Below are 13,584 nucleotides of genomic sequence, written 5' to 3'. Positions count from 1 at the left end.
CGTCTTGGGCTTATTGCGCCCATTTGCTGACGCCCGATTACCGAGAACGACAGCAGTGGAAAAAGGGGCAGAAAAAGAAAGAAAAATCCCCGAAAAAGCCGCTGCAACCAAATAAGAAAACAGGGGTGAAACGTCAATGGAGAAAAGCAGAATACGTCCGGTACCGGCCGGGAAAAGCGTAAGAATGAGCTATTCAAGGCAGAAGGAAGTCCTTCAGATGCCTAACCTGATCGAGATTCAGAAAGACTCCTACCAGTGGTTCTTAGATGAAGGACTGAAGGAAGCGTTTGCTGATATCTCTCCTATCGCGGATTTTGCAGGACATTTAAGTCTGGAATTCGTTGACTTTACATTGTGCAGAGATGATATCAAGTATACCATCGAAGAGTGTAAAGAACGGGATGCTACTTACGCCGCACCGCTTAAGGTAAAGGTCAGACTGTACAATAAAGATAAAGATGAAATGAATGAACATGAGATATTTATGGGTGATCTGCCTCTGATGACAGATACCGGTTCATTTGTAATTAACGGTGCAGAACGTGTTATCGTCAGCCAGCTTGTACGTTCCCCTGGTATTTACTACGGGATCGGACATGACAAGGTAGGTAAGGAACTGTTTACATGTACGGTTATCCCGAACCGTGGTGCATGGCTGGAATATGAAACCGATTCCAACGATGTATTTTATGTTCGTGTAGACAGAACCCGTAAAGTACCGGTTACTGTACTGATCCGTGCCTTAGGCTACGGAACCAACGCAGAGATCTTAGATCTGTTCGGCGAAGAGCCAAAGCTCCTTGCAAGCTTTGGAAAGGATACATCTGATAACTATCAGGATGGTCTGTTAGAGCTGTACAAGAAGATCCGTCCAGGCGAGCCGCTGTCTGTAGACAGTGCAGAGAGCCTGCTTAACAGCATGTTCTTCGATCCCAGAAGATATGACCTGGCAAAAGTTGGACGTTATAAATTCAACAAGAAGCTGTCCTTTAAGTTCCGTCTGAATGGACAGGTACTGGCAGAAGATGTAGTTGATACCACTACAGGTGAGATCATTGCAGAAGCTGGTACAAAGTTAGACAAAGAGTCTGCTATGAAGGTTCAGAACTCCGCTGTTCCTTTCGTATGGGTAGAAGGCATCAACAGAAAGCAGAAAGTTCTTTCCAATATGATGGTTGAACTTGGTGCTTATGTATCCTTTGATCCGGAAGAAGTTGGCGTTTCTGAATTAGTATATTATCCTGCGCTTGCTCCAATCCTGGAAAAAGCAGGTGATGATGAAGAACTGCTTAAGGAAGAGATCAGAAGAAATATCCATGACCTGATCCCGAAGCATATCACAAAGGAAGATATCTTAGCTTCCATCAACTACAACATGCATCTGGAAGAGCAGGTTGGTACATCTGATGATATCGACCACTTAGGAAACCGTCGTATCCGTGCTGTAGGTGAGCTGTTACAGAACCAGTACCGTATCGGCTTATCCCGTATGGAGCGTGTTGTAAGAGAACGTATGACAACTCAGGATGTAGACGGCATTACACCACAGTCCCTGATCAATATCAAGCCTGTTACAGCTGCTGTAAAGGAATTCTTTGGAAGTTCCCAGCTGTCCCAGTTCATGGATCAGAACAACCCGCTGTCCGAGCTTACACATAAGAGACGTTTATCTGCCTTAGGTCCTGGTGGTCTGTCAAGAGACCGTGCCGGATTCGAGGTACGAGATGTACACTATACACATTATGGCCGTATGTGCCCGATCGAGACTCCTGAAGGTCCTAACATCGGTCTGATCAACTCCCTTGCAAGCTATGCAAGAGTAAACCAGTATGGCTTTATTGAAGCACCTTACCGTGTAGTAGATAAGACTGACGCAGCTAATCCAAAGGTTACGGATGAAGTAGTATATCTGACTGCAGACGAAGAGGACAACTTCATCGTAGCCCAGGCGAATGAACCATTAGATGAAGAAGGCCGCTTCATCCATAACAACGTATCCGGACGTTTCCGTACAGAGACTTCCGAATTCAGAAAGAGCACCATCGACTTAATGGACGTTTCTCCTAAGATGGTATTCTCTGTTGCAACTGCTATGATCCCATTCCTTCAGAATGACGATGCGAACCGTGCTCTGATGGGATCCAACATGCAGCGTCAGGCAGTGCCGCTGTTAAGCACAGAGGCTCCTGTAGTAGGTACCGGTATTGAAGGTAAGGCTGCTGTTGACTCCGGCGTTTGTGTTGTTGCAAAGAATGCAGGTGTAGTTGAGCGTTCCGCTTCCAATGAGATCATCATCAAGAGAGATTCCGATGGAAACCGTGATGTATACCATCTGACTAAATTTAAGAGAAGCAACCAGAGCAACTGCTACAACCAGAAGCCGATTGTTTATAAGAATGATCACGTAGAAGCTGGTGAAGTTATCGCAGATGGTCCTTCTACCTGCAATGGTGAGATCGCTCTTGGTAAGAACCCGTTGATCGGATTTATGACCTGGGAAGGCTACAACTACGAGGATGCGGTTCTTCTTTCTGAGCGTCTGGTACGGGATGATGTTTATACATCTGTTCATATTGAAGAGTATGAGGCAGAAGCCCGTGACACCAAGTTAGGACCGGAAGAGATCACCCGGGATGTACCTGGTGTTGGTGAAGATGCATTAAAGGATCTGGACGAACGCGGTATCATCCGTATTGGTGCAGAGGTCCGTGCCGGAGATATTCTGGTAGGTAAGGTTACTCCAAAGGGAGAGACCGAGCTGACTGCTGAAGAGAGACTGTTAAGAGCAATCTTCGGTGAAAAGGCAAGAGAAGTACGTGATACCTCCTTAAAGGTACCTCATGGTGCATACGGTATCATCGTAGACGCAAAGGTATTTACAAGAGAAAATGGTGACGAGCTTGCACCAGGCGTAAACCAGACTGTCCGTATCTATATCGCCCAGAAACGTAAGATCTCTGTTGGTGATAAGATGGCTGGACGTCATGGTAACAAGGGTGTCGTTTCCCGTGTACTTCCTGTAGAAGATATGCCATTCCTTCCAAACGGCCGTCCTCTGGACATCGTGCTTAACCCACTGGGCGTACCTTCCCGTATGAACATCGGACAGGTGCTGGAAATCCACTTAAGCCTTGCAGCTAAGGCACTTGGATTTAATGTTTCCACTCCTATCTTCGATGGCGCAAACGAGAATGATATCCAGGATACTCTGGAGCTTGCAAACGACTATGTAAATACTCCATGGGAAGAATTTGAAGCTAAATATAAAGATACCTTAAAACCTGAGGTAATGGATTATCTGGGTACTCACTTAGAGCATAGAAAGCTTTGGGAAGGCGTACCGATCAGCCGTGACGGTAAAGTACGTCTCCGTGATGGACGTACCGGCGAATACTTTGATGGCGCAGTAACTATCGGACACATGCATTACCTGAAACTGCATCATCTGGTAGATGATAAGATCCATGCACGTTCTACCGGTCCTTACTCCCTGGTTACACAGCAGCCTCTGGGTGGTAAAGCCCAGTTCGGCGGACAGCGTTTCGGAGAGATGGAGGTTTGGGCTCTGGAGGCATATGGCGCTTCCTACACCCTGCAGGAGATCATGACTGTTAAGTCTGATGATGTGGTTGGCCGTGTGAAGACATACGAGGCTATCATCAAGGGCGAAAATATCCCTGAGCCAGGTGTTCCGGAATCCTTCAAGGTACTTCTTAAGGAAATGCAGTCCCTGGGTCTGGATGTTCAGGTTCAGAGAGAAGATGGTACCGAAGTAGAGATGACAGAGAGCATCGACTATGGTGATACAGAACTGCGTGCTATGCTGGAAGGCGACCGTCATTACAATGACAGAGAGTCTTACTCCAATTACGGATATCAGGAGCAGGAATTCAAGAACAATGAGCTTGTGAATGTAGAATCCGATTCCAAGGAAACTAACGACGATTATACAGATGACCTGTATGACGCATATACAGATGACAGTGAGAACGAATAATAGAAGGGAGTATAAGCTCATGCCGGAAACAACAAATGAAACTTATCATCCAATGGCGTTTGATGCCATTAAAATAGGTCTGGCTTCCCCTGAAAAGATCCGCTCCTGGACACACAGAACTCCGGAGCCTGCAGATAAGCCAAGCAAGCAGTGGAAAGACTGGTGGGAGCAGGGTGCAGTACGCAACCGTATGCCTGAACCTTCAGGCGCTCCTTCCAAGGAGTGGAAAGACTGGTGGGATCACGGCGTTGTAAAGAAGCCGGAGACCATTAACTATAGAACCTTAAAACCAGAAAAAGACGGACTTTTCTGCGAGAGGATCTTCGGACCGAGCAAGGACTGGGAGTGCCATTGTGGAAAGTATAAGAAGATCCGTTACAAAGGCGTGATCTGTGACCGCTGCGGCGTTGAAGTTACCAAGTCCAGCGTCAGAAGAGAGCGTATGGGACGTATCGAGCTTGCTGCTCCTGTTTCCCATATCTGGTACTTCAAGGGCATCCCAAGCCGTATGGGTCTGATCCTTGACATTTCTCCAAGAACTCTGGAGAAAGTTCTGTATTTCGCTTCCTATGTTGTACTGGATCCAGGTGTAACAAGCCTTCAGTACAAGCAGGTATTGTCTGAGAAGGAATACCGTGAAGAAGTAGAGAAATACGGCAGCAGCACTGCATTCCGTGTAGGAATGGGTGCTGAGGCGATCCAGGAGCTGTTAAAGGCCATCGACCTGGAAAAAGATTCCGCAGAGTTAAGAAAGCAGCTGATCGATGCAAGCGGCCAGAAGCGTGCAAGAATTATCAAGCGTCTGGAAGTTGTAGAGGCATTCTTAAGCTCCGGAAACCGTCCTGAGTGGATGATCATGGATGTTATCCCGGTTATCCCACCGGATATCCGTCCTATGGTACAGCTGGATGGTGGACGTTTTGCAACCAGTGACTTAAACGACTTATATAGAAGAATTATCAACCGTAACAACCGTCTGGCAAGACTGTTAGAGCTTGGTGCTCCTGATATCATCGTTCGTAACGAGAAACGTATGCTTCAGGAAGCAGTTGATGCCCTGATCGATAATGGCCGCCGTGGCCGTCCTGTAACAGGACCTGGAAACCGTGCTCTTAAGTCCCTTTCCGATATGTTAAAGGGTAAGCAGGGACGTTTCCGTCAGAACCTGTTAGGTAAGCGAGTTGACTATTCCGGACGTTCCGTTATCGTCGTTGGTCCTGAATTAAAGATCTATCAGTGCGGTCTGCCAAAGGAAATGGCGATCGAGCTGTTCAAGCCATTCGTAATGAAAGAGTTAGTAGCAAACGGTACTGCTCACAATATTAAGAATGCAAAGAAGATGGTTGAAAAGCTTCAGACAGAAGTTTGGGATGTTCTGGAAGATGTTATCAAAGAGCATCCGGTTATGTTAAACCGTGCTCCTACACTGCACAGACTTGGTATCCAGGCATTCGAACCGATTCTGGTAGAAGGTAAAGCTATTAAGTTGCATCCACTTGTTTGTACAGCGTTCAACGCCGACTTCGACGGTGACCAGATGGCAGTTCATCTTCCTCTGTCCGTAGAAGCACAGGCAGAGTGCCGTTTCCTGCTGTTAAGCCCGAACAACCTGTTAAAGCCATCTGATGGTGGTCCTGTAGCCGTTCCTTCACAGGATATGGTACTTGGTATCTACTATCTGACCCAGGAACGTCCTGGCGCTAAGGGCGAAGGCATGATCTTCAAGAGTGTAAACGAAGCAATCCTGGCATATGAGAACCAGGAGGCAACTCTTCATTCCAGAGTTAAAGTAAGAGTCAATAAGACAATGCCAGACGGCACTGTTAAGACTGGTGTGATCGAGTCTACCATCGGACGTTTTATCTTCAATGAGATCATTCCTCAGGACTTAGGCTTTGTAGACAGAAGCATTCCTGAAAATGAATTAAAGCTGGAAGTTGACTTCCACGTAGCTAAGAAGCAGTTAAAGCAGATCCTTGAAAAAGTTATCAATGTTCATGGCGCTACCCAGACTGCTGTTACACTGGATGATATTAAGGCAATTGGTTACAAGTTCTCTACAAGAGCAGCTATGACCGTATCTATTTCCGATATGACCGTACCTGCAAGCAAGCCGAAGCTGATCGCTGACGCTCAGGCAACTGTAGACCATATCGCAAAGAACTACCGCCGCGGTCTTATTACCGAGGAGGAGCGTTATAAAGAAGTTATCGAAACCTGGAAGACCACCGATGATCAGCTGACCCATGACCTGTTAACAGGACTGGATAAGTACAACAACATCTTCATGATGGCTGACTCTGGTGCGCGAGGATCTGATAAGCAGATCAAGCAGTTAGCTGGTATGCGAGGACTGATGGCAGATACAACCGGTCACACCATCGAACTTCCTATCAAGTCTAACTTCCGTGAAGGTCTTGACGTACTGGAGTACTTCATCTCCGCTCATGGTGCTCGTAAAGGTCTGTCCGATACCGCTCTTCGTACCGCTGACTCTGGTTACCTGACCAGACGTCTGGTAGACGTATCCCAGGATCTGATCATCCGTGAAGTTGACTGCTGCGAAGGCAAAGAGATCCCTTACATGGAGATCAAGGCTTTCATGGACGGCAACGAAGTGATCGAGGACCTGGAAGAGAGGATTACAGGACGTTATATTGCTGAGACCATTACTGATCCGGATACAGGCGAAGTAGTGATCAAGGCTAACCATATGTGTACACCAAAGCGTGCAGCAGCAGTTATGAAGGTTCTGAACAAGTTAGGACGTAAGTCTGTTAAGATCCGTACCGTATTAAGCTGTAAGTCACACATTGGTGTGTGTGCTAAGTGCTACGGCGCAAACATGGCAACCGGACAGCCTGTACAGGTTGGTGAAGCAGTTGGTATCATCGCAGCTCAGTCTATCGGTGAGCCTGGTACACAGCTGACCATGCGTACATTCCATACCGGTGGTGTTGCCGGCGGCGATATCACACAGGGTCTTCCTCGAGTTGAGGAGCTTTTTGAGGCACGTAAGCCAAAGGGTCTTGCTATCATCACTGAATTCGGCGGTGTAGTAGACATTAAGGATACTAAGAAGAAACGTGAAATTACTGTTACTGATATGGAAAGCGGCAATTCCAAGACCTATCTGATCCCTTACGGATCCAGAATTAAAGTTATGGAAGGCCAGATCCTTGAAGCCGGTGATGAGCTGACTGAAGGTAGCGTAAACCCACATGATATCTTAAAGATCAAGGGCGTTCGTGCTGTACAGGATTACATGATCCAGGAAGTTCAGCGTGTATACCGTCTCCAGGGTGTTGAGATCAACGATAAGCATATCGAAATGATCGTACACCAGATGTTAAAGAAGATCCGTATCGAAGAGAGCGGTGACAGCAATGTTCTCCCAGGTGTATCCATGGATGTTCTTGACTTCAACGAGATGAACGAAGAACTGATCGCACAGGGCAAACAGCCTGCAGAAGGCAAGCAGGTAATGCTTGGTATCACCAAGGCATCCCTTGCAACTGATTCCTTCTTATCCGCAGCATCCTTCCAGGAGACCACCAAGGTTCTGACAGAGGCTGCTATCAACGGTAAGGTTGACCATCTGATCGGTATCAAGGAGAACGTAATCATCGGTAAGCCAATTCCTGCTGGTACAGGTATGAAGCGTTACCGCAACGTAAAACTGGATACAGATGACAGACTTCTTGCAGAAGACGATGAGATCTCTATGTCAGAAGATGATGAGATCGCGTTAAGCGGAGCAGAAGATGATGAGATTTCTGAAGATAATGTAGCAGAAGAAGTTCTGGGCATGGATGAAACTGAGGATGCAGAAGATGCATCTGAGGATGATGACGAGACCGAAGAATAATCAAGGTTAATCAAATATCGATCCAAAATGGGATCAAATACAGGACACAGGGGTCCGGCTGAAGCAGTCGTGACCCCTGTGCTTTTGTATTTATAAAAAAACAATCATCGAAAGATGTGAGATTGACAAAAAATAAATTAAAGTTACAACTTAATAAAATTAAGTAATATACAGTAAATTTACAAATAAGTCGGGACTTAAACTTAAATTTTTAATTGATATTTTAATAAAACTTTTATAAAATAATACCAAACTTTTTTAACTGTTTTTTTACAGTAGGAGGGAGACACAATTATGAATGAGAAAATAGAAAAGAAAGGACTGCTGGACCGCATGCTTGATTCCATCGAGCGCGCCGGTAACAGACTGCCCGATCCGATCACTATGTTCTTAGGACTGGCGATCATCGTTGCTGTTATTTCAGCAATCTGCAGCGCAGCAGGAATTAACGCAGTAAACCCGGCAGATGGATCTACCATTGAGATCTTCAATCTTCTGTCCTTTGACGGTATCCGTTATCTGTGGACCAATGTTATCACCAACTTTGCTGGTTTCGCACCTCTTGGAATGGTACTGGTAGCAGTGATCGGTTCCTCTGTTGCAGAAAAGAGCGGATTTCTGGTATCTGTTATGGTTAATTTCCTTGGAAAAGCAAGAGGCTGGATCGTAACTGCAGTCATCATGTTCTTAGGAGTTAACTTAAACGTAGCTGGTGACGCAGGATTTATCGTACTGCCTCCTCTGGCAGCTATCCTGTATATGTCCATTGGACGTCATCCACTTCTTGGTATGTACACTGCATTCGCAGCAGTTGCAGGCGGCTTCTGTGCAAACGTTCTGTTAGGCCTTTCTGATGCACTTGCATATGGCTTTACCGAGCAGGCAGCAAGAATGATCGATCCAAACTATGAAGCATCCATCGCTATTAACTGGTATTTCCTCATTGTTTCCTGCGTAGTACTGACTGTAGTAGGAACCGTCCTGGTAGAGAAAGTACTGTTACATCGTTTCCCAATTAATAAAGAAGAACTTGCAAAGTATGACTTTGATGAATCTGCATCTAACCTGACAGATGTTCAGAAAAAGGGTATCAAAGCAGCTGGTCTTTCTATCCTGATCTACATTATTGTGATCGTTCTTATGTGCGTACCGGTCTTCGGTGACAGAGCGATCCTGGCAGATGAAAATGGTTCCATCACCAGTGGTGGTTCTGCATTCTCCAAAGGTATCGTATTTACAGTTACCATGTTCTTAATGATCCCTGGTATTGTTTATGGTGTTGTTATTGGAAGATACAAAAATGACAAAGACTTATGGGCTGATATCAGCCAGGGCTTTGCTGAAATGGGCAACTACGTATTTATGTGTTTCTTCATTTCCATTTTCACTAACTTCTTCTCTGTATCCAAGTTAGGAACCGTACTTGCCATTAGAGGTGCAGAGCTGTTAAGTAATGTTGGATTTACAGGTATCCCGCTGTTAATTGGTCTGATCCTTTTATCCTGTATTGTAAATATGTTCATTGGATCTGCATCTGCAAAGTGGGCGATCTTAGCTCCTGTATTTGTACCAATGATGATGTTAATGGGCTTTGACCCGGCGATCACCCAGGTTGTATACAGAATTGGTGATTCCATTACCAATCCATTATCTCCATTATTTACTTACATTCCGGTTATTTTAGGATTTGCCCATAAGTATGATAAGAATGTAGGTCTTGGAACTATTATTGCAAATATGCTTCCATTCTCTGTAACATTTGCAATTGTATGGATCATTCAGGTTATCATCTGGGTAGCACTTAACCTGCCATTAGGACCTGGCGGCGGTATCTATCTCTAAAATGAAAAATTCAGCATATGCGTGACAGACGCATATTGTTGATGTAAAATGGGACTGTTGCAAAATGGAAATATTTGTATTTTGCAGCAGTCTTTTTGTACTGTAAAAGAACAAAAAGCCTGTATTGCCGGTGCGGTATGCAGGTATATGTTTAAAAAATAAAGTTGGAGAGGAGTTAAAAATATGAACTTTGCAAAAAGAGCAGAAGAATTAAGCGACCAGATCATAAAAGACCGCCGCTATCTGCACCAGCATCCGGAACTTTCTTATAAAGAGAAAAATACTACAGCATACCTGGTAGCCAGTTTAAAAGAGCTGGGGATCCCGGTACAGACATTTGAGGATTACACTGGCTGTATTGCTACTATTAAAGGCGGTAAGCCTGGAAAACATACCGTATTATTAAGAGGCGATATTGATGCCCTTCCTATTAAAGAAAACAGCGGTGTAGAATTTGAAAGTGAGAATGAGGGAGTGATGCATGCCTGCGGACATGACTGCCACACTTCCATGTTATTAGGAGCAGCCAGACTGTTATGGGAGGAAAGAGAAAATCTTCCTGGAACTGTAAAGTTATTATTCCAGGCTGCAGAAGAAGCATTCTATGGAAGCCGCTACTATGTAGATAAGGGCTACTTAGATGATGTAGATGCTGCTATGGGCATGCATGTATGGCCAACAGGACCAAGCGGAAAAGTTCTTGTAAAGGACGGGGAACTGATGGCAAGCTGTGATAACTTCATCATTACAGTCCACGGCGTTTCCTCCCATGGCTCTGAACCTCAGCATGGAAAAGATGCCATTGTGGCAGCAAGTTCCATCCTTATGAACTTACAGCACATTGTAAGCCGCATCAATGATCCATCCAATTCCCTGGTAGTAACGGTTGGAAAGATCCAGGCAGGAACCCAGTTTAACATTATTACAGATAAGGCAGTGATGGAGGGAACGGTCCGCTGCTATTCAAAAGAGTGCCGTGCCATGGTAGAAGAAAACATGCGCCGTATCGTTGAATGCACAGCTGCTGCAGAAGGCTGCACTGCCGAACTGGAGTATTTCTATATTGAACCTTCTCTTGTAAACGCAGATCCAATGCTTACAGACATTGCAAGAAAAGCAGCTGTAAAACTGTATGGAGAAGATGGCATAGAAGAGGCAAAGAAAGCAACAGGAAGCGAAGACTTTTCCTATATTATGGATAAGATCCCATCTTCTGTATTCTTATTCTTAGGCTGCTACGACGAAGAAAAGGGCTGTGTTTATCCGGTCCACAACGAGAAATTTAAGATCGATGAAGATATTCTTCACAGAGGTTCTGCAGAATATGCACAGTTTGCTGCAGATTATCTGGAAAAAATGGCGAAGGGAGAATGAAAATGAACGTAAAAGAACTTGCAAAAGAACAGGAAAGCTACGTGATCCAGTGCAGACATTATCTTCATTCCCATCCGGAGCTGAGTACAAAGGAAGTAAATACTACCCGTTTTATTAAAGAAGAACTGGAAAAAATGGGCGTGGAAGTACAGGAATTTGAAGGGATCACAGGCTGTGTAGGAACCATTAAGGGAGACAAGCCTGGAAAGACGGTAATGTTGCGTGCAGATATTGATGCCCTTCCTATTACAGAGAACCCGGGAAAAAGCTACTGCAGTTTAAATCCGGGAGTAATGCATGCCTGCGGACATGACTGCCATACTTCTATGTTATTAGGAGCAGCAAAGATCTTAAGCGCTCACAGAGATGAGATCCATGGTACTGTAAAGCTGATCTTCCAGATGGCAGAAGAAATAGGAAGAAAGTCCGAAGAATATGTAAAGAGAGGTGCCCTTGAAGGAGTAGATGCCATTTTCGGTATGCATATCTGGTCTGCAGTTCCTGCCGGAAAGGTAAATTTTGAGTCCGGCGAGCGTATGGCCTGCAGCGACCGTTTTACCATTAAAATCCATGGAAAATCCAGTCACGGAAGTGCTCCTCATGAAGGAAAAGATGCTATTATCGCAGGAGCAGCAGCTATCCAGGCATTACAGACCATTCCAAGCCGTATCAACAATCCGTTTAATGCACTGGTGGTTACAGTAGGTATCTTCAATGGCGGAACCAAGGAAAATATCATTGCAGACCAGGCAGAACTGACAGGAACGGTTCGTGCATTTAACAGAGAATTCAGAAACAGCATGCCGGAAGTGATTAAAAGTGTAGTAGAGCCGGTAGTAAAGGGATATGGCTGCAGCGCAGAAGTAGATTATTACTTTGGTCCAAGCCCACTGATCAATGACCATGAAGATCTGGTACAGATCGCAAGAGGAGCCGCATCAAAAGAAATGGGAGAAGATGCCCTGATCCCGTTAAAGAAGATGACAGGAGCAGAAGATTTCAGCGTGTATATGGAAACCGTACCAGGCGTCTTCGGTTATCTTGGCTGCCGCAACGAAGAAAAAGGCATTATCGCTGCCCATCACCATCCTGCTTTTGATGTAGATGAAGATGTGTTATATCATGGCACCGGTATCTATGTACAGTTTGCCCTGGATTACCTGAATGCATAAATGAATAGGCCTTTAAAAACATGGGAAAAATAAAGTTGAAAATATTTGGAAAAGCTCAAAAATATTTGAAAAAATCCACTTGACAGATTTTTTCACCATGCTATAATAAAAAAGTGTGTGCAAAGCGCTTTGCTCTTTGCATAACAACAAGCTGAAAGACACAGCAACCAACAGTCAATATCACAGGAGGTGAAAAGGATGCCAACATTTAACCAGTTAGTAAGAAAGGGAAGACAGACCAGCGCAAAGAAGTCTACCGCACCAGCTCTGCAGAAGGGTTATAACTCTTTACAGAAGAAGGCAACAAACGTATCTGCACCACAGAAGCGTGGCGTTTGTACCGCTGTTAAGACTGCTACCCCTAAGAAACCTAACTCTGCACTTAGAAAGATCGCCAGAGTACGTCTTTCCAATGGTATCGAAGTAACAAGCTACATCCCAGGAGAAGGTCATAACCTTCAGGAGCACAGCGTTGTTCTGATCCGTGGAGGAAGAGTAAAGGACCTGCCAGGTACCAGATATCATATCGTAAGAGGTACACTGGATACAGCAGGTGTTGCTAACAGAAAGCAGGCTCGTTCCAAATACGGCGCTAAGAGACCAAAAGACAAAAAGTAATTAAAATTTAAAACTGGAATCACTAACAGCAGTAAAGTGACTGCAGTCAGTTAATACTGGACTGCTTTGTTGTGCCGGATTGTGATATTGAACCTGTGGTTGCAGGAAAATATATAGACCGCGCACGAACACATTTTATGGAAACATGTGAGTACCGACGAGTTAATGTAAACCTGCTGAGGAAATGTTTCCGAAGCAGCATATTAAGGAGGGAAGTAACGTGCCACGTAAAGGACATACTCAGAAGAGAGACGTTCTGGCAGACCCAATCTACAACAATAAGGTTGTAACCAAGCTGATCAACAACATCATGTTAGACGGCAAGAAGGGTGTTGCACAGAAAATTGTATACGGCGCTTTCAATCGTGTTGCTGAGACAACCGGAAAAGACGCTATCGAAGTATTTGAAGAAGCAATGAACAACATCATGCCAGTTCTGGAAGTAAAGGCAAAACGTATCGGTGGTGCTACCTATCAGGTGCCGATCGAAGTTAAGCCAGAAAGAAGACAGGCTCTTGGACTTCGCTGGATCACTCTGTACTCCCGTAAGAGAGGCGAGAAGACTCAGGAAGAGAGACTGGCAAACGAGATCATGGATGCAGCTAACAACACTGGCGCATCTGTAAAGAAGAAAGAAGATATGCATAAGATGGCAGAAGCAAATAAGGCATTTGCTCACTACCGTTTCTAATTGCAGATTTCCCTTTTTCACA

At 45.0% G+C, this 13,584-nt stretch carries 7 protein-coding genes; all 7 read left to right on the top strand.

Annotated features, from left to right (window positions below):
* Positions 1-136: 136 nt before the first annotated feature.
* The 7 genes from DW251_RS01430 (at position 137) to rpsG (ending at position 13,562) form a co-directional block, all read left to right on the top strand.
* Positions 137-3,997 (top strand): DNA-directed RNA polymerase subunit beta, encoded by a 3,861-nt coding sequence (locus tag DW251_RS01430; protein WP_118300002.1) that lies wholly within the window; start codon positions 137-139, stop codon positions 3,995-3,997.
* A gap of 190 nt (positions 3,998-4,187) precedes the next feature.
* Positions 4,188-7,865, top strand: coding sequence for a DNA-directed RNA polymerase subunit beta' (gene rpoC, locus DW251_RS01425; protein ID WP_118300167.1), 3,678 nt, complete (start codon positions 4,188-4,190; stop codon positions 7,863-7,865).
* Positions 7,866-8,159: 294 nt separating this feature from the next.
* On the top strand, positions 8,160-9,707 hold the full coding sequence (locus DW251_RS01420; RefSeq protein WP_118300001.1) for an AbgT family transporter: 1,548 nt from the start codon (positions 8,160-8,162) through the stop codon (positions 9,705-9,707).
* Positions 9,708-9,890: 183 nt separating this feature from the next.
* Positions 9,891-11,081 carry an amidohydrolase gene (locus DW251_RS01415; protein WP_118300000.1) on the top strand — a complete coding sequence of 397 codons (1,191 nt, stop codon included), beginning with the start codon at positions 9,891-9,893 and terminating at the stop codon, positions 11,079-11,081.
* A 2-nt stretch (positions 11,082-11,083) separates the two neighbouring features.
* A complete protein-coding gene (locus tag DW251_RS01410; protein WP_118299999.1) occupies positions 11,084-12,253 on the top strand; it encodes an amidohydrolase in 1,170 nt (389 codons plus the stop codon).
* A gap of 198 nt (positions 12,254-12,451) precedes the next feature.
* Positions 12,452-12,871 (top strand): 30S ribosomal protein S12, encoded by a 420-nt coding sequence (gene rpsL / locus DW251_RS01405; RefSeq protein WP_118299998.1) that lies wholly within the window; start codon positions 12,452-12,454, stop codon positions 12,869-12,871.
* A 220-nt stretch (positions 12,872-13,091) separates the two neighbouring features.
* Positions 13,092-13,562, top strand: coding sequence for a 30S ribosomal protein S7 (gene rpsG / locus DW251_RS01400; protein WP_118740404.1), 471 nt, complete (start codon positions 13,092-13,094; stop codon positions 13,560-13,562).
* The last annotated feature ends 22 nt before the right edge of the window (positions 13,563-13,584 follow it).

This window comes from Clostridium sp. AM22-11AC (assembly GCF_003473545.1).
Taxonomy (GTDB): Bacteria; Bacillota; Clostridia; order Lachnospirales; family Lachnospiraceae; genus Enterocloster.
This window is presented reverse-complemented; position numbering and strand designations above follow the sequence as displayed.

Bases quoted from the DNA above. Each gene is read 5' to 3' on its own strand.
- DW251_RS01430 (WP_118300002.1), top strand. From the start codon at position 137: ATGGAGAAAAGCAGAATACGTCCGGTACCGGCCGGGAAAAGCGTAAGA.
- rpoC (WP_118300167.1), top strand. From the start codon at position 4,188: ATGCCTGAACCTTCAGGCGCTCCTTCCAAGGAGTGGAAAGACTGGTGG.
- DW251_RS01420 (WP_118300001.1), top strand. From the start codon at position 8,160: ATGAATGAGAAAATAGAAAAGAAAGGACTGCTGGACCGCATGCTTGAT.
- DW251_RS01415 (WP_118300000.1), top strand. From the start codon at position 9,891: ATGAACTTTGCAAAAAGAGCAGAAGAATTAAGCGACCAGATCATAAAA.
- DW251_RS01410 (WP_118299999.1), top strand. From the start codon at position 11,084: ATGAACGTAAAAGAACTTGCAAAAGAACAGGAAAGCTACGTGATCCAG.
- rpsL (WP_118299998.1), top strand. From the start codon at position 12,452: ATGCCAACATTTAACCAGTTAGTAAGAAAGGGAAGACAGACCAGCGCA.